Here is a 17,945-nt window from a genome sequence, read left to right as displayed (position 1 = left end):
TAAAACCGGAGCATCCGGGGCCGCTGCGGCGGGAACTCCTGGCCCGGCTGGCGACGGTCGGAGCCGTGTCCGTCACCGAGCTGCGCCAGTTGCGGATCAGTCCCGGCTCTGCACGGCGTTCCGGATGTCGCGGAGCAGCGCCGAGGAGTCATCGAGGGTACGGCCGGCGAACATGCCCATCGCGATGCTGCCGTGGTCGGCCCAGCCACAGAAGACGAGTTCGCCGTCCTGGATCGGGGCGGTACCGCACTTCATGACGCCACCGAGTGAACCGGCGTCCACCTCGCGGATGTCGGCGACCGGGCTGTCCTCCTCGGAGGCCAGGGCGAAGAGGCGATCCAGATCCCGTTCCGGCTGCCAGACGAGGGTCGTACCGCCGAAGAGCAGGACGCTGCGGTCCGGGCCGGCGGGGTCGGTGTAGACGGCGCCGAAGCTCTCGGCGAAGTTGATCTCGGCGTTGACGGCGGTCCGGAGGTACTCGATGGTCGCCTGGGCGCCCTCGCTCTCGTCCCGGGTGAGACCGGCGACCTCGACCGGGGTGGCGAGGGTGGCGTCCTTCTGCTGGAGGATCCGCCAGCTCACACTGCCGAAGACGGCGACTCCGGCGAGGGTGACCGCGAGCACCGAGCCGAGGACGATCTTCCGGCGTCGGGACGACGGCTTGCCAGCCGAGCTGGCGGGTCCGGCCTCGGAATCGTCGGAATCGAGCGCCGGAGTGATGTCGATCGCCTCGGCGTCCCGGCTGGCCGACCGGTCCAGCACGATCGGCTCCGACGTGATCTCGATGGCGCCGGAATCGGCCGCGGCATACCGATCGGAGCGGGGGGCATCGGACATAGCCGCCACCGTACGCGACCGGGAGGTGGCGCACGACGGGCCCGGCGCGCAGGCTCGTAGACTTCGAGGGGTGACCGAGACTCTGGATGCGGACCGCGCCGCGGCCCCGACCCTTTCCGCCCAGTACCAGCCGGGCGAGGTAGAAGGTCGGCGGTACGAGGAGTGGGTAGCAGCCGGGCGTTTCCGGGCCTCGGCCGACAGTGACCGGCCCCCGTTCACCATCGTCATCCCGCCACCGAACGTGACCGGCTCGCTGCACATGGGCCACGCGTTCGAGCACACCCTGATGGACGCGCTCACCCGGCGCCGGCGGATGCAGGGGTACGAGGCGCTCTGGCTGCCCGGCATGGACCACGCCGGCATCGCCACCCAGAACCTCGTCGAGCGCCAGCTTGCCGGCGAGGGGCTGTCCCGGCACGACCTGGGGCGGGAGAAGTTCGTCGAGCGGGTCTGGCAGTGGAAGGCCGAGTCGGGTGGCAAGATCCTCGGCCAGATGCGCCGGCTCGGCGACTCCGTCGACTGGGACCGCGAGCGCTTCACCATGGACGAGGGGCTGTCCCGGGCGGTACAGACGATCTTCAAGAAGCTGTACGACGACGGCCTGATCTACCGCGCCGAGCGGATCATCAACTGGTGCCCGCGCTGCCTCACCGCGCTTTCGGACATCGAGGTGGAGCACACCGACGACGAGGGCGAACTCGTGTCGATCCGGTACAGCGACGAGGTGGTGGTCGCCACCACCCGGGCCGAGACCATGCTCGGCGACACCGCCGTCGCGGTGCACCCGGACGACGAGCGCTACAAGCACCTGATCGGCACCGAGGTCGAGTTGCCGCTGACCGGGCGGCGGATCCCGATCGTCGGCGACAAGCACGTCGACCCGAGCTTCGGCACCGGCATGGTCAAGGTGACCCCGGCGCACGACCCCAACGACTTCGAGATCGGCCAGCGGCACGACCTGCCGTCCCTGACGGTGATGGACGAGCGGGGGGTCATCACCGCGCCCGGCCCGTTCCAGGGACTCGACCGGTTCGAGGCCCGGCCGGCGATCGTCGCCGCGCTGCGGGAGCAGGGCCGGATCGTCGCCGAGAAGCGGCCGTACGCGCATGCGGTGGGGCACTGCTCGCGGTGCCGTACGACGGTGGAGCCGCGACTGTCGTTGCAGTGGTTCGTCAACACCGGACCGCTGGCCCGGGCGGCCGGCGACGCGGTGCGGGACGGGCGCGTCAAGATCGAACCGGCCGACATGGCCAAGCGGTATTTCGGCTGGGTCGACAACATGCACGACTGGTGCATCTCCCGACAGCTCTGGTGGGGGCACCGGATCCCGGTCTGGTACGGCCCGGACGGCGAGGTGCGCTGCGTCGGCCCGGACGAGGAACCGCCGACCGGGGACGGCTGGCACCAGGACGTCGACGTGCTGGACACCTGGTTCTCCAGCGCACTCTGGCCGTTCTCCACGCTCGGCTGGCCGGAGCAGACCGCCGACCTGGCGAAGTTCTATCCGACCAGCGTGCTGGTGACCGGGTACGACATCCTGTTCTTCTGGGTCGCCCGGATGATGATGTTCGGCCTGTACGCGATGGACGGCCGGCAGCCGTTCGACGTGATCGCGCTGCACGGCATGGTGCGCGACCAGTACGGCAAGAAGATGTCGAAGTCGTTCGGCAACGTGGTCGACCCGCTGGACTGGATCGAGCGGTACGGCGCGGACGCCACCCGGTTCACCCTGGCCCGGGGCGCCAACCCCGGCCAGGACGTGCCGGTCAGCGACGAGTGGTGCCAGGGCTCCCGCAACTTCTGCAACAAGCTCTGGAACGCCACCCGGTTCGCCCTGATGAACGGGGCGCACGTGGCCGGCGAACTGCCCGAGCCGGCTCGGCTCTCGACCGTGGACCGGTGGATCCTCTCCCGGTTGCAGCAGGTCACCGCCGAGGTCGACGAGCAGTTCGAGGCGTACGAGTTCGCCAAGGTCTGTGACGTGCTCTACCACTTCGCCTGGGACGACGTCTGCGACTGGTACGTCGAGCTGGCCAAGCCGGTGCTGGCCGCCGGTGGCGAGCCGGCCGAGGTCACCCGGCGGGTACTCGGACACGTGCTCGACCAACTGCTGCGGCTGCTGCACCCGGTGGTGCCGTTCGTCACCGACGAACTCTGGGTCGCGCTGGCCGGTGCCGAGACCGCCGACGGTGACCCGGCCGGTGCGTCGGTGATGACCGCCGCCTGGCCGGTCGCCGTACCGGCGCTGCGCGACGAGACGGCGGAGCGCGAGATCGCCGAACTCCAGCGGGTGGTCACCGAGATCCGCCGGTTCCGTTCCGACCAGGGGCTGCGCCCGGCGCAGCGGGTGGCGGCCCGGCTTGACGGGCTGACCGGGGCCGGCATCGCCGCGCACGAGCCGCTGATCCGCTCGCTGGTCCGGCTCGACGAGGCGGGACCGGACTTCGCCGCCAGCGCCACCCTCGCGGTCTCCGGGGCGGTGACGGTTGCCCTGGACACCCGGGGTTCGATCGACGTCGCCGCCGAGCGGGCCCGGCTGACCAAGGACCGGGCCGCGGCGGAGAAGGAGATCGGCCAGGCCCGGGCGAAGCTCGGCAACCCGGCCTTCCTCGACAAGGCGCCGGCCCCGGTGGTCGACAAGATCAGGGACCGGCTGGCGGCGGCCGAGGCGGACCTGGACCGGATCGCCAGTGCCCTCACGGCACTCGGCTGACCGGCCGGAGCCGGGTGCGGATCGAGGGCGTGCGAGTGCGGGTGCGAGTCAACGGGGTACGGCGGTCGGGCGCGCGGTACGACGGGCTGACCGGGGTGCTGACCAACACCTGGCCGGCCGGTGTTGGGGCGGTCGGTGTTGGGGCGGTTCGGTGGAACGGGCGGGGGCGTAACACGGTGCGGGGGCGAGGGTCGCGGTGAGTGAGCGCGCGGAACGGGCGGCTGAGTTCGCACAGGTCGAGGCGGAACTGGCCGGTCGCGGCTACACCCGGATGGTCTTCGACCTGGGCCGGATCGAGGAGCTGCTCGACGTGCTCGGCAGCCCGCAGCGGGCGTACCCGGCGATCCATCTGACCGGCACCAACGGCAAGACGTCGACGGCTCGGATGATCGACTCGCTGCTCCGGGCCTTCGGGTTGCACACCGGCAGGTACACCAGCCCGCACCTGGAGAGCGTGCGGGAGCGGATCAGCCTGGACGGCGAGCCGATCGGCGAGGAACGCTTCGTCTCGGTCTACCGCGAGGTGGCGCCGCTGGCCCGGCTGGTCGACGAGCGGGCCGACGAGCCGTTGACGTACTTCGACCTGACCACGGCGCTCGCCTTCGCCACCTTCGCCGACGCCCCGGTCGACGTGGCGGTGGTCGAGGTCGGGCTCGGCGGGGCGGAGGACTCCACCAACGTACTGAGCGCCGGGATCGCCGTGATCACCCCGATCGGGCTCGACCACACCGAATGGCTCGGCGACACGATCCAGGACATCGCGCTGGCCAAGTCAGGCATCATCCACAAGGGTGCGACGGTGATCTCGGCGGTCCAGCCGGAGGAGGCCGCCGAGCCGATCCTGGAACGCTGTGCCGAGGTCGGCGCCACCATCGCCCGGGAGGGTGGCGAGTTCGGCGTACTGCGTCGGAGCATGGCGGTCGGCGGCCAGGTGCTGTCGCTCCAGGGCCTCGGCGGGGTCTACGACAACGTCTTCCTGCCGCTGCACGGCGCACACCAGGCGCAGAACGCCGCGATCGCGCTCGCCGCCGTCGAGGCGTTCCTCGGTGCGGGCGCGTCCCGCCAGCTCGACGTCGAGACCGTCCGGCAGGGCTTCGCCACCGCCGACTCACCCGGCCGGCTGGAGCGGGTCCGGTCCGCCCCGACGATCCTGCTGGACGGGGCGCACAACCCGGACGGCATGGCCGCCACCGTCAGCGCACTTCAGGAGGAGTTCGCGTTCAGCCGGCTGATCGCGCTGGTCGGGGTATTGGCGGACAAGGACGCGGCGAGCCTGCTCGAACTACTCGAACCGGTGGTCGACGCGGTCGTGGTCACCGGGAACAGCTCGCCCCGGGCGATGCCGGCCGCCGAACTCGCCGAACTCGCCGTCGAGGTCTTCGGGCCGGACCGGGTCGAGGTGGCGCCCGAGTTGCCGGACGCGATCGAGGCTGCCGTGGCACTGGCCGAGTCCGACGTGCAGGGCGAGCTGAGCGGGGTGGGTGTGCTGGTCACCGGCTCGGTGGTCACCGTGGCCGACGCGCGACGGCTGTTGAAGCGATGAGCGCACCGGACGAGGCGGCGAACCCGGCCGGCCGCCCCGGACCGGCGGCCGGCGCCGCAGAGCCGTCCGGCCCGGTCGACGACGCCGGCTCGACGACCACGCCCGGCGACGCGACCAGCCCCGCCGCTCCCGGCAGCCCGACGGGTACGCCTGGCAGCGCGACCAGCCCCGCCGCTCCCGGCAGCCCGACGGGTACGCCCGGCGGCGCGACGGGGATCTCCGGCGGTCGACCCTCCGGACTGCGGGATCCGGACCGGGCGGTACGCGGCCTCGGCGCCCTGACGCTGAGCGTCGAGACGTTGGTGCTGCTGCTCGCCATCCAGCCGATCCGACTGCTCGGCGGGGAACTGGGCGGTAGCGCGATCGGGGCGGTTGTCGGGCTCGCCGTGCTGGCGGTCGTACTGGCCGGCTGCCTGCGTCGGCCGTGGGCGTGGCACGCCGGCACCGTCCTACAGGGGCTGCTGCTGCTCGCCGGCTTCCTGCACTGGTCACTCGGTGCGCTGGGGCTGATCTTCGCCGCCGTGTGGGCGTACGTGCTGCACGTCCGGCGGGTCATCCTCGGCTGACCCGGAGCGGCGGCCGGCACACCGTACACGGCTCAGCCGGTGGCCCGGCTCCGCCACTGGGTGAGCGCGATCCCGTGCCCGTCCGGGTCCCGGAACGCGGCGGCCCAGAGTTCGAGCTTGGCGCCCCGGTTGACCGCCCGGGGGGCGTAGGTGAACTTCACGCCCTTTCCGAGGAGTTCCTCGTAGAAGGCGGTCACGTCGTTCACTTCGAGGTTGAGGTGGACCAGCCGCCGGTTGATCGGGGCCACCTCGCGGATCGCCCGCAGCACCAGCCGGGTCGCGCCGGAGGCGAGGATGGCGTTGCCCTCGCCGCCGTCGATCTCGAAGAAGCCGAGCAGGTCCCGGTAGAACGCGATCGACCGTTCGAGATCGGTCACCAGCAGGGTGATCCCGACCCCGGCGATCGGCCCGGATCCGCCGAGCCGGGCCGGCGGCTGGGTGTCGATCAGGTCGGCCAGGATCGCCTCGTCGTCCGAGGTCGCCGCGAGGTCGTCGGCCGCTGCCGCGCCAGCCCGCAGGTCGAGGTCCGGGTCGAGGTCCGGGTCGAGGTCCGGATCGCGGTCCGGGTCGTCCAGCGGGATGTCGATCTCGTCCCGCGAGGTCTCGGCCGGGCCCGTGGGGCCGGTACCCGAGCGGCCCGCGGCGGTGGCCGACCGGCCGGAGTCCGCCGTCGTGGGTTCCGGGGTCACCGGGTCCGGTTCGGGTGCTTCCCGGTCCGGCTCCGTTGCCGCCGGGCCGGCCGGCGGGATGCCCCCGGACCGGGCCTCCGGAATCGGCGGCGTCTCCGGCCCGGTGTCGTCGCCGGGCACGTCGGTGGCACCGGTCCCGGTCGGCGGTGCGTCCGGCTCGGGTGGGCGCGGTGCCGGTGGCGCGTCGGAGACCGGTGCCGCGGCGGCCGGGGCCGGGCTCGGGCGGGGCCGCCGGTTCCGGCCGCCCGGCCCGGGGGTCGGCCGGGGGCGGCGGGGCAGCGGCGCGGTGGACGGCGGGTCGACCAGCGTCCCCTCCAGCACGATCGTTCCGCCGGGGGTCTGCCGCATCACCACCGGCTCCTCCCGGGATGTGCCCCGGTCGTCCCGGAGCGGCTCCAGATCGTCCCGGAGCGGGCCGAGGTCGTCCTCGGTCAGGTCCTCGCTGACCGGCGGGCCGCCGGGCGGCGGGCCGGCGTACGGGTCGTCCCGCCCGCTCCGCGCCCACGGCGGCGCCTCCTGCTCGATCAGGATGTCGTCGTCGACCGGGTCGAAGTCGTGGAACTCCGGCGGCAGGTCGCCGCCCGCAGCCGCCTCGGCGTGGGTCAGCACCTCGTCCCAGAGGATCCGGACGTGCCGCTGGTCGTCGATTGCCACCATGATCGGCAGGGTGGCGCCGGGATCCGGCCACTTCGACACCGGCACCCGGGGGTCGCGGATCCGCACCGAGCGGCCGGGGACCCCCGGCGCGTCGATCACGATCTGGAGTTCACACCGGCCGAAGGTCGACGAGGCGGGCGGCTCGGTGACACTGTGCACGTGCCCGATCCCGGTCACCCAGGCCCGGGGACCGCTGCGTACGGCGGTGACCGCGACGAGCGCGATGGCCAGGGCGAGCAGCGCCACCCCGAGTACGGCGATCGCCCAACTGCGCATCCCGAAGCCGAACAGGACGACGAAGGTGGCGAAGGTACCCAGCACAGCGGCGACCAGCTTGCGCACCGGCGCGACCTGGCGGCGACGACCATCTGCCACAGTGGACCTCCCTGGTTAAGGCCAGGCTAGGCCGGATCTGGCGGGAATGGAACGACCCGGGGCCGGTATGCGGCCTTCGCCGCCGGATCGGTTGCCCGTGAGCTGGCCGAACGTGCCGACCTGCGGCGTCGCGGCCGGGCGGCGCCGACATACGCTGGCGGCGTCCAGCTCTCCGGCCGTACCGACGAGGGGTTGCCCGTGGTCAGCAGCGCTTCCGCCGAGCGTACCTTCGTGTTGGTCAAGCCCGACGCGGTGCGGCGCCGGCTGGTCAGCGAGATCCTCGGCCGGTTCGAGCGCAAGGGCCTCGGCATCGACGCGATGGCGCTGCGCCGGATGGACGAGCGGCTCGCCGACCTGCACTACGCCGAGCACGTGGCGGAGCCGTTCTATCCGGCACTGCGGGAGTTCATGACCTCCGGCCCGCTGGTCGCGTTGGTGCTCTCCGGCTCCGGCGTGGTCGAGATGGTCCGTGGCCTGGTCGGCGCCACCGACGGGCGTCGGGCGGTCCCCGGCACGATCCGGGGCGACCTGGCCTGCTCGTCCCGGGAGAACCTGGTGCACGCGGCCGACTCGGCCGAGACCGCCCGCCGGGAGATCGCGCTCTGGTTCCCCGAGTTGACCTGACGGGCGGCGGCTCGGGGTGACGGGGCGACGCGCGTCGGTCGGACCGAGCGCGGGATTGGGGTGACCGGGCGACGCGTTGGCCGGACCAACCGCTGGATCGGCGTGGCCGGGCGGCGGCTCGGCGGCGGATCGGGGTGGCCGGGCGACCCTGGGAGGGTCAGGGCGGGCTGGCGCTCGGGGCGGCCGATGATCGCTGTGCTCGCGTTGCTCGCCGGGGTGTTGCTCGGCGGGGGCGTCGGTCAGCGGCAGTGCGCTGAGCGCGGTGGAGGTGATCTCCAGCGCGGTCTGCCGGGGCATCGCGGTCACCTTCGGGCCGGTGCTGCTCGGCCGGAGTACGAGTACCCCGATGGTGGGCTGTCCCCGCGTTCGGCGGGACGGTGTGCCGGCGGAGGGCCGGGCGGGGATATCGGATGGGGGTCGGCGGGGCGGTCGAGTATCGTTGACGGGCACAGGCGTCGACCCGGCCATCACCGGCGAGCCTCCGGAAGAACAGGTGGCGACACCCCAGTAGAACCGGACGGGACCGGCCCGTCACAGCCGGCCAACGAGCGGGTGGTCGACCATCGACCGCCAAGCGGGGTGGTACCGCGGGTTCACGGGCGCGCCGATCCGGGCGTACCCAGGACTCGTCCTCGCAGACCACGGTGAGTGAGCTGCGACGAGGAGAGCGACCCGCGATGGCGTACCCGAAGAACGCCCCCGCCGGCACGGGCGTGCCGGCCAGTCCGGAGCTGCCGGCGGTCGAGCAGCGCGTGCTCGACCACTGGGTGGCCGACAAGACCTTCGAGGCCAGCGTGGAGGCCCGGGACCCCGGCCCGAACGGTGCCAACGAGTACGTCTTCTACGACGGCCCGCCGTTCGCCAACGGCCTGCCGCACTACGGCCACCTGCTGACCGGCTACGTCAAGGACCTGGTGCCGCGATACCAGACGATGCGTGGCCGGCGGGTGGAGCGGCGCTTCGGCTGGGACTGTCACGGCCTGCCGGCCGAGGTGGAGGCGGAGAAGCAGCTCGGCATCACCACCAAGGCGGAGATCCTCGACCTCGGCGTCGGGCGGTTCAACGACGCCTGCCGGACCTCGGTGCTGGCCTACACCCGGGACTGGGAGCGGTATGTCAACCGGCAGGCCCGGTGGGTCGACTTCGGCAACGACTACAAGACGCTCGACCTCAGCTACATGGAGAGCGTCATGTGGGCGTTCCGCCAGCTCCACGACAAGGGACTGGTCTACGAGGGGTTCAGCGTGCTGGCGTACTGCTGGCGCTGCGAGACGCCGCTGTCGAACACCGAGACCCGGATGGACGACGTCTACCGGGACCGGCACGACCCGACGCTGACCGTCTGGTTCGAGCTGACCCCGGACGAGTCCGCCCCGGAGCTGCTGCGCGGGCCGGTACGGGTCGGGGTCTGGACCACCACGCCGTGGACGCTGCCGTCCAACCTGGCGCTCGCGGTCGGCCCGGAGATCGAGTACGCGGTGCTGGAGCGGGACGGCCAGCGCTACGTCGTCGGCGCCGCCCGGCTCGGCGCGTACGCGAAGGAGCTGGACGGCTACACCCAGCTCGGCACCGTGCACGGCCGGGACCTGGTCGGGCGCCGCTACACCCCGCTCTACGACTTCCTCGTCGAGCGGGGCGGGCCGAACGCCTACCAGGTGCTCGGCGCGGAGTTCGTCACCACCGAGGACGGCACCGGGGTGGTGCACCTGGCCCCGGCCTTCGGCGAGGACGACCAGAAGGCGTGCAACGCGGCCGGCATCCCGACCGTGGTGACCGTGGACGACCACACCCGGTTCACCGCGCTGGTCCCGCCGTACCAGGGTGAGCAGGTCTTCGACGTGAACAAGTCGGTGATCCGCGAGCTGAAGGAGCGCGGGGTGGTGCTCCGGCAGGACACCTACACGCACGCGTACCCGCACTGCTGGCGCTGCGACACCCCGCTGGTCTACAAGGCGGTCTCCTCCTGGTTCGTGGCGGTGACCAAGGTCAAGGACCGGATGCTGGAGCTGAACCAGCAGATCAACTGGACGCCGGGGCACGTCCGGGACGGCTCGTTCGGCAAGTGGCTGGCGAACGCCCGGGACTGGTCGATCAGCCGGAACCGGTTCTGGGGCTCGCCGATCCCGGTCTGGAAGTCGGACGACCCGCAGTATCCGCGGGTCGACGTCTATGGCTCGCTCGCCGAGCTGGAGGCCGACTTCGGGGTACGCGTCGGCGACCTGCACCGGCCCGGCATCGACGGGCTGACCCGGCCCAACCCGGACGACCCGACCGGGCGCTCCACCATGCGGCGGGTGCCGGAGGTACTGGACTGCTGGTTCGAGTCCGGCTCGATGCCGTTCGCCCAGGTGCACTACCCGTTCGAGAACCGGGAGTGGTTCGAGCACCACTACCCGGGGGACTTCATCGTCGAGTACGTCCCGCAGGTGCGGGGCTGGTTCTACACCATGCACGTACTGGCGACCGCGCTCTTCGACCGGCCGGCGTTCCGCAACTCCGTGGTGCACGGCATCGTGCTCGGCTCGGACGGCCGCAAGATGTCCAAGAGCCTGCGCAACTATCCGGACGTCTACGAGATGTTCGACAGCTACGGCTCGGACGCGATGCGCTGGACGCTGATGTCCTCGCCGGTACTGCGCGGCGGCGACGTGGTGGTCAGCGAGACCGTGATCCGGGACTCGGTACGCCATGTGCTGCTGCCGTACTGGAACGTCTGGTATTTCTTCTCGCTCTACGCGAACGCGGAGGGTTACTCGGCGGTCCGGCGTACCGACTCGACGCACCTGCTCGACAGGTATGTGCTGGCCAAGACCCGGGAGCTGGTCGAGGCGGTACAGGGGCAGCTCGACGTCTACGACATCTCCGGCGCCTGCGGCACGGTCCGGTCGTTCCTGGACGCGCTGACCAACTGGTACGTCCGGCGGTCCCGGGACCGCTTCTGGTCCGGTGACCGGGACGCCTTCGACACCCTCTACACGGTGCTGGAGACGGTCAGCCGGGTACTCGCCCCGCTGGCCCCGCTGACCGCCGAGGAGGTCTGGCGCGGGCTGACCGGCGAGCGGTCGGTGCACCTGACCGACTGGCCGGACGCCGCCGAGTTCCCGGCCGACCACGAACTGGTCGCCGCGATGGACGCCACCCGTAACGTCGCCTCGGCGGCGCTCTCGCTGCGCAAGGCGAAGGGCCTGCGGGTCCGGCTGCCGCTGTCGTCGCTGACCGTGGCCACCCCGGCCGCGGCCACCCTGCGGCCCTTCGCCGACCTGCTCACGGACGAGGTGAACGTCAAGGCGGTCACCTTCAGCGACGAACTGGCCAGCTATTGCCAGCAGGTGCTCACGGTGGTGCCCCGGGCACTCGGCCCCCGGGTCGGCAAGCAGGTGCAGACCGTGATCAAGGCGGTCAAGTCCGGCGACTGGGCGCTGGTGGACGGAGCACCGGAGGCGGCCGGGGTACGGCTGGAGCCGGGCGAGTACGAGCTGAAGCTGGTACCCGCCGACGCCGAGCACTCCGCGCCGCTGCCCGGCGGGGAGGGCGTGGTGGTGCTCGACACCACCGTCACCCCGGAACTCGCCGCCGAGGGACTGGCCCGGGACGTCGTACGGGTGGTGCAGCAGGCCCGCCGGGACGCCGGGCTGGACGTGTCGGACCGGATCGACGTGCTGCTCGCCGCCCCGGCGGAGGTGACCGCGGCGGTCGAGGCGTACCGGGACTTCGTGGCCCGGGAGGTGCTGGCCGACTCGATCGGCTTCGCCGACCAGGGCGACTCCGTCGAGTTCGCCGACCAGGCCGACTCTGTCGAGTTCGCCGAGCGGGCCGCCGGCTTCGCCGGCGAGGTCGGCGAGGGCGACCGGGTGGCGGTGACGGTACGCCGCCGCTGAGCAGTCCCAGGGCATCGCCGGGTGCCGCCCGACCGGTCCGGGCGGGTGATCGTGACGGTCACCTACGCGGACCGGTCGGGCGTCGGTTAACGTGACAGCGCCCGACTACCTTGACCGCCGGAGGTCCCGTGCCGCTGCTCTACACCATCGGCCAGTACACCGTCGGCACCGCGATGCGGGTTGCCTGGCGTCCGACCGTGGAGGGCCTGGAGAACGTTCCGGCGACCGGCGGCGCGATCTTCGCGGGCAACCACCTCTCGGTCGCCGACGAGCTGTTCCTCGGCTCGGTGGTGCCCCGGCACCTCGCCTTCTGGGCCAAGTCCGAATACTTCACCGGCACCGGGCTGCGGGGCTGGTTCACCCGCTCCGTGATCAGCGGGCTCGGCGCGATCCGGGTGGAACGGGCCGGCGGCCGGGCCGCGCTCTCCGCCTTCGACGGGGCGATCCCGGTGCTGCGCGCCGGTGACCTGGTCGCGATCTACCCGGAGGGCACCCGGTCACCGGACGGGCGGCTCTACCGGGGTCGTACCGGGGTGGCCCGGCTGGCGCTGGCCGCCGAGGTGCCGGTGATCCCGGTCGGGATGATCGGCACCGAGCGGGTGCAGCCGATCGGCGCCCGGGTGCCCCGGCTCGGCACCGGCAAGGTGATCGTCCGGTTCGGCAAGCCGCTCGACTTCGTCGGCCGCCCGACGGACCGGACCTCGCTGCGGCAGATCACCGACGAGATCATGACCGAGATCCAGAAGCTGACCGGGCAGGAGTACGTGCCCCGGTACGCGCCGGCCCGCAACGCGGCCGAGAACGGCGGCTCGTAGCCTTCCTCCCCGGCCACCGCCGGTCTCCGTGACCCACCGGCCGCCGCGCCGGGCCTGCGACAGCGGCCGGTGGCGGCTGACTATCTGGTACTGGCGCTGCCGTTGTCCGAGCCGACCGGGTCCCGGACGATGATGTTGTCGCGCAGCGTGCTGAGCAGTTCGGAGCTGTCCGCTATCGACAGGCGGGTGAACAGTGCGGTGGCCGAGCTGCCGTGGTCCGCCCAGGTGCAGACCACCACCTTGTCACCGTCGAACCTGCCCGTGCCGCAACTTCGGTACTCGCCGCGTACGCCGGTCGGCACCGACTCGACCGAGGTGACCGCGTACTCGTCCTGGAGCCGGGTGACCTCCTCCTGCACCGCCGACTCGGGACTGAACCGGAAGCCGGTGCTGCCGAAGATGACCACCCGCTTGCCGTTCGAGGCCTGGTAGACCCCGGCGAACGCCTCGCCGCCGCTGAACCAGTTCCGCGCCTGGACCTCCTGCTTCAACTGCTCGGCGGTCTGCCGGCCGGCCGGGTTGTCCAGCAGCCGCAGGTCCAGTATTTCGCTCGGCAGCGGATCCACCGGCGACGCCGGGTACTGGTCCCAGACCGGCTTGGCGTAGTACGCCGGAATGCCGCAGCAGCAGACGATGCTGAGCAGGGTCAGCGTGAACATCACCCGGGGCCAGCGGCGCCGGCGGCGTACCGGCGGAAGGGGGGCCGGGGCGGGCGGTGCCTTGCGGACCGGCGGCCGGTGCTGTTGTTTCGCCGGTCGGGGCGGGGCGACCGGCGGCGGTGGCAGCGGCTTCCGTGGCGCGGGCGCGGGCGGCGGCCGGTTGGCCCGAGCCGGCGGCGGTGGCGGCGCCGCGTGTGGTGGCGGCGCCGCGCGGGGCGGTGGCGGTGGCGGCGGACCGGTCGGCGCGGGAAAACGCCGGGTCACCGGCAACTGCTGGGCCGGGGGCGGGCTGACCGGCGCGTCGTAGCCGACCGGTGGGTGACTCGCCGCTCCCGGATGGCCACCGACCGGCGGGTACGCGTCCCAGGGGTCGTCGGCGGCGCCGGCCCACGGGTCGACCGGGGTGGGGATGTCGTCCTCGTCCGCCTCGGCACCCGGCATCCGCAGGGTCGGATCGGCTGGTCGGGTCCGGGCCGTCGGTGCCGCCGGAACGTCGGCTTCCTCGGCATCGCCCCGGAACCAGCGACGCTTGCGCGGCCCGGGCGGTGGTACGGCCGCCGAGCCGGTCCAGCGCGGCGCGGCCATCCGGGTCGGGGCCGGCTGGTCCTCCTCGGGTGGCGATGCCGGCGCCCCACCCTCGGCCGGACCCGAGCCGGTGGCGGCCTCGGCGGGCTGCTCGACCCGGGTGACGTCGACCGGCTGTCCCGTCCGGCCGACCTCGGGCTGTTCGGCTCGGCCGACCTCGGGTTGCTCGGCCCGGCCGACCTCGGGCTGCTCGACTCGGGTGGCGTCGGGTTGCTCGGCTCGGCCGACCTCGGGTTGCTCGGCACGGGTGGCGTCGGGCGGCGGGGTGCGACGGGTGGGCGCGTCCTCGTCGACCGCCGGCGGTTCTTCCGCTGCGGCGCGTGCGGCGGCGGCTGCGGGCCGGGGTTCTTCGGGCGGGGACATTGCGTCGGTGGCGGCCGGTGCCTGCCCGGGGTCGGAGGGTTTATCGGCGGGGGGCGGCGGGCGCTCCTGCATCGCGGCCGTCGGGTGCCCGTCGTCGGCACCGGTTGCCGGTTCCGCTGCCGGCCGTGGCGCCGTAGCAACGGAGTCGGCGGGTTCGGGGGCGGGGTGCGCGGAGCGGGTTGCGCCGGGCGGCGGGGTGGGCAGCGTCGGCTGGTCGAGGTCGGCGTCGGCGGCGGACCCGTCCAGTTCCACCGGGATGTCCACGGCCGTGTCGTCCGGCTCACCGGGCCGAACTCGCTGGTCGCCAGCCCGACCGTGCTGGTCACCGGCTCGGCCGTGCTGCTGGTCGTCGGCTCGGCCGTGCTCGTCGTCGGCTCGGCCGTGCTGGTCACCGGCTCGGCCGTGCTGCTGGTCGTCGGCCGGGGCGGGCTGGTCACCGGGCGCAACGGTCGCCGAGCCCTTGGCCGGGGGTGGCCCGGCCGGCGTGGCTCGGCCCGCCGGTGCGGTCTCCTCCGGCTGCGGCTGGGACATTGTGCGGATCTCCTCTCGCGCCCGTCCGAGGTTAGTACCGCCCGACCAATCGGTCGTTCCGCGCCGGATCGTACGAGGGTCTCCGACGGTGGGGGAAATCCCGGCGAGCCAGCGTGTGGGGGAGCTTTCGGCCGAAACTGCCCGTACCGAAGGGTGCGGGGAGTACTGGACCGGGCTGCGGGTGTGCCGCGTACCCTGGATGGTTGGTGTTCCAGCGGAGTGTTCCGGGAGGTTCCATGAGCGCCGCGTCGGCCGCCGCGGAAAGGTCAGCGGCGATGACGGTCTGGCCGCAGCTCGAGCAACTGCTGCCCCAGGTCAGCAAGCCGATCCAGTACGTCGGCGGCGAACTGGGCGCGGTGGTGAAGGAGTGGGAGTCGGCGGTCGTCCGTTGGGCGCTGATGTATCCGGACGCGTACGAGGTGGGCCTGCCGAACCAGGGGGTGCAGATCCTCTACGAGGTGCTCAACGAACTGCCGGACGTACTGGCCGAGCGGACGTACGCGGTCTGGCCGGACCTTGAGCGGTTGATGCGGACGCACGGCGTGCCGCAGTTCACCGTCGAGGCGCACCGGCCGGTCGGCGCGTTCGACCTCTTCGGGATCTCGTTCGCCACCGAACTCGGCTACACCAACCTGCTCACCGCGATCGACCTGGCCGGCATCCCGCTGCTGGCCGCCGACCGCACCGACGAACACCCGGTGATCGTGGCCGGCGGGCACGCCGCGTTCAACCCGGAGCCGATCGCCGACTTCGTCGACGCGGCGGTGCTCGGGGACGGCGAGGAAGCCGTGCTGGAGATCACCGAGATCGTCCGGGCCTGGAAGGCGGAGGGCAGCCCCGGCGGGCGGGACGAGCTGCTGCTCCGGCTGGCCCGGACCGAGAGCGTCTACGTGCCGCGCTTCTACGACGTCGACTACCTGCCCGACGGCCGGATCCAGCGGGTCGTGCCGAACCGGCCGGACGTGCCGTTCCGGGTACACAAGCGGACGACGATGGACCTGGACGCCTGGCCGTACCCGAAGAAGCCGATCGTGCCGCTCGCCGAGACCGTGCACGAGCGGTACGCGGTGGAGATCTTCCGGGGTTGCACCCGGGGCTGCCGGTTCTGCCAGGCCGGCATGATCACCCGACCGGTACGGGAACGCTCCATCACCACGGTCGGGCAGATGGTGAAGGACGGCCTCGAATACTCCGGTTTCCACGAGGTCGGGCTGCTGTCGCTGTCGTCGGCCGACCACTCGGAGATCGGCGACATGTGCTCCGGCCTGGCCCAGCAGTACGAGGGCACCAACGTCTCGCTCTCGCTGCCGTCGACCCGGGTAGACGCCTTCAACATCGAGCTGGCCCAGGAGCTGTCCCGCAACGGGCGGCGTACCGGGCTCACCTTCGCCCCGGAGGGCGGCTCGGAGCGGATCCGCAAGGTGATCAACAAGATGGTGTCGGAGGAGGACCTGATCCGCACCGTGGTCACCGCCTACACCAACGGGTGGCGGCAGGTGAAGCTCTACTTCATGTGCGGGCTGCCGACCGAGGAGGACGAGGACGTCCTCCAGATCGCCCGGCTCGCGCACGAAGTGATCAAGGCGGGGCGGGCGGCCACCGGCTCCAAGGACATCCGCTGCACGGTGTCGATCGGCGGGTTCGTGCCCAAGCCGCACACCCCGTTCCAGTGGGCCCGGATGGAGCGGCCCGAGGTGATCGACAACCGGCTCAAGCTGCTCAAGCAGGCGATCAACTCCGACCGGTCGCTCGGCCGGGCGATCGGCTACCGCTATCACGACGGCGAGCCGTCGCTGATCGAGGGGCTGCTCAGCCGGGGTGACCGCCGGATCGGCGCGGTGATCCGGCGGGTCTGGGAGAACGGCGGCCGGTTCGACGGCTGGAGCGAGCACTTCTCCTACCAGCGCTGGGTGGACGCCGCCGCCGAGGTGCTGCCGACCTTCGGGGTGGACCTCGACTGGTACACCGTGCGGGAACGGGAGCAGGCCGAGGTGCTGCCCTGGGACCACCTCGACTCCGGCCTGGACAAGGACTGGCTCTGGCAGGACTGGCAGGACTCGCTCACCGAGTTCGAGCAGGACGACTGCCGGTGGACGCCGTGCTTCGACTGTGGCGTCTGCCCGTCCATGGACACCGAGATCCAGATCGGCCCGACCGGCAAGAAGCTGCTGCCGCTGACGCCGGTCAACACCGGCCTGCGGATGCCGGCCGGCACCGGACACTGACCCCCGACCGTTCCCCTGGAGCAGTCCGCTCCGGGGGAACGGCCTTCCCGACCGTATCCGAGGAGCAGCACGATCAGCAGGAAACCACAGCCGGAGGGCGGCCAGGCGCCGGTCGTACAGCGGATCCGGATCAGGTACGCCAAGCGTGGGCCGCTGCGGTTCACCTCGCACCGGGACTTCGCCCGGGCCTTCGAGCGCGCGTTGCGCCGGGCCGGCGTACCGGTGGCGTTCTCCCAGGGCTTCACCCCGCACCCGAAGATCTCCTACGCCAGCGCGGCCCCGACCGGGGTGGCCAGCGAGGCGGAGTACCTGGAGATCGGGCTGCAACGGCCGGTGGATCCGGCCGACCTGCGGAAGGCCCTGGACGCGGCGCTCTCGCCCGGACTCGACGTACTCGACGCGGTGGTGGCCGGCGGCGGCAGCCTGGCCGAGCGGATCGACGCCTCCCGCTGGCGGGTCGAACTGCCCGGTGTCGAGCCGGATGTCGCCCGTGCCGCCGTGTCGACCTTTCTGGCCGCTTCCGAGGTGCTCGTGGAGCGGATGACCAAGCAGGGGCGACGCGTCTTCGACACCCGGGTCGCCGTCACGACCATCGATGTGATCGAGAGGACCGAGGCACCTTCCGGGGTCGCGGGCGTACCGTGTGCGATACTCGAGGTGGTCGTACGGCAGGTCACCCCGTCCGTACGACCCGATGACGTCCTTTCCGGCCTCCGCGTGGTGGCCGACCTGGAGCCGCCGGTGCCGCCGAGGGCGACCCGGCTGGCGCAGGGCACGCTGACCGCGCAGGGGGAGATCGTCGATCCGTTGGAGGCGGATCGCGACGGGACCGCCATCGGCGAACGCCAGCCGGAAGTCCGGCCGGCGGTCAGGTAGGCAGACTTC

The 17,945-nt window shown here is 72.4% G+C and carries 11 protein-coding genes; 8 read left to right on the top strand and 3 right to left on the bottom strand.

The window, feature by feature from the left end:
- Nucleotides 1-96: 96 nt before the first annotated feature.
- Entirely contained in the window at nt 97-837 is a 741-nt protein-coding gene (locus Pma05_RS39210; RefSeq protein WP_203862606.1) for a hypothetical protein, read from the bottom strand.
- Nucleotides 838-907: 70 nt separating this feature from the next.
- On the opposite strand from Pma05_RS39210, the gene Pma05_RS39205 reads away from it, so the two are divergent.
- The 3 genes from Pma05_RS39205 (at nt 908) to Pma05_RS43860 (ending at nt 5,659) form a co-directional block, all read left to right on the top strand.
- Nucleotides 908-3,550 carry a valine--tRNA ligase gene (locus Pma05_RS39205; RefSeq protein ID WP_203862605.1) on the top strand — a complete coding sequence of 881 codons (2,643 nt, stop codon included), beginning with the start codon at nt 908-910 and terminating at the stop codon, nt 3,548-3,550.
- 271 nt (nt 3,551-3,821) lie between these two features.
- Nucleotides 3,822-5,093 (top strand): bifunctional folylpolyglutamate synthase/dihydrofolate synthase, encoded by a 1,272-nt coding sequence (locus tag Pma05_RS39200; protein ID WP_203862609.1) that lies wholly within the window; start codon nt 3,822-3,824, stop codon nt 5,091-5,093.
- 215 nt (nt 5,094-5,308) lie between these two features.
- On the top strand, nt 5,309-5,659 hold the full coding sequence (locus Pma05_RS43860) for a DUF4233 domain-containing protein (RefSeq protein ID WP_307837029.1): 351 nt from the start codon (nt 5,309-5,311) through the stop codon (nt 5,657-5,659).
- Between the two features lie 32 nt (nt 5,660-5,691).
- Here the strand turns inward: Pma05_RS43860 and Pma05_RS39190 are convergent, their stop codons facing one another.
- Nucleotides 5,692-7,380 carry a VOC family protein gene (locus Pma05_RS39190; protein ID WP_203862603.1) on the bottom strand — a complete coding sequence of 563 codons (1,689 nt, stop codon included), beginning with the start codon at nt 7,378-7,380 and terminating at the stop codon, nt 5,692-5,694.
- Between the two features lie 198 nt (nt 7,381-7,578).
- Here Pma05_RS39190 and ndk point away from each other — a divergent pair, with 198 nt between their 5' ends.
- The 3 genes from ndk to Pma05_RS39175 all read left to right on the top strand — a co-directional run bounded on the left by ndk (nt 7,579) and on the right by Pma05_RS39175 (nt 12,697).
- On the top strand, nt 7,579-8,004 hold the full coding sequence (gene ndk, locus Pma05_RS39185) for a nucleoside-diphosphate kinase (RefSeq protein ID WP_203862602.1): 426 nt from the start codon (nt 7,579-7,581) through the stop codon (nt 8,002-8,004).
- A gap of 677 nt (nt 8,005-8,681) precedes the next feature.
- Nucleotides 8,682-11,882: an isoleucine--tRNA ligase gene (gene ileS / locus Pma05_RS39180; RefSeq protein ID WP_203862601.1), complete on the top strand. Its 3,201-nt coding sequence runs from the start codon at nt 8,682-8,684 to the stop codon at nt 11,880-11,882.
- Between the two features lie 128 nt (nt 11,883-12,010).
- Nucleotides 12,011-12,697 carry a lysophospholipid acyltransferase family protein gene (locus Pma05_RS39175; RefSeq protein WP_203862600.1) on the top strand — a complete coding sequence of 229 codons (687 nt, stop codon included), beginning with the start codon at nt 12,011-12,013 and terminating at the stop codon, nt 12,695-12,697.
- Nucleotides 12,698-12,777: 80 nt separating this feature from the next.
- Here the strand turns inward: Pma05_RS39175 and Pma05_RS39170 are convergent, their stop codons facing one another.
- A complete protein-coding gene (locus Pma05_RS39170; RefSeq protein ID WP_203862599.1) occupies nt 12,778-14,835 on the bottom strand; it encodes a hypothetical protein in 2,058 nt (685 codons plus the stop codon).
- A gap of 236 nt (nt 14,836-15,071) precedes the next feature.
- Between Pma05_RS39170 and Pma05_RS39165 the strand changes: the two genes are divergently transcribed.
- Nucleotides 15,072-17,060, top strand: coding sequence for a TIGR03960 family B12-binding radical SAM protein (locus Pma05_RS39165; RefSeq protein ID WP_203862598.1), 1,989 nt, complete (start codon nt 15,072-15,074; stop codon nt 17,058-17,060).
- Nucleotides 17,061-17,189: 129 nt separating this feature from the next.
- Entirely contained in the window at nt 17,190-17,936 is a 747-nt protein-coding gene (locus Pma05_RS39160; RefSeq protein WP_203862608.1) for a TIGR03936 family radical SAM-associated protein, read from the top strand.
- The last annotated feature ends 9 nt before the right edge of the window (nt 17,937-17,945 follow it).

It is taken from the genome of Plantactinospora mayteni, from assembly GCF_016862935.1.
GTDB lineage: Bacteria > Actinomycetota > Actinomycetes > Mycobacteriales > Micromonosporaceae > Plantactinospora > Plantactinospora mayteni.
Note: the sequence above shows the minus strand (reverse complement) of the source record. Positions and strands in the feature narration are given on the sequence as shown.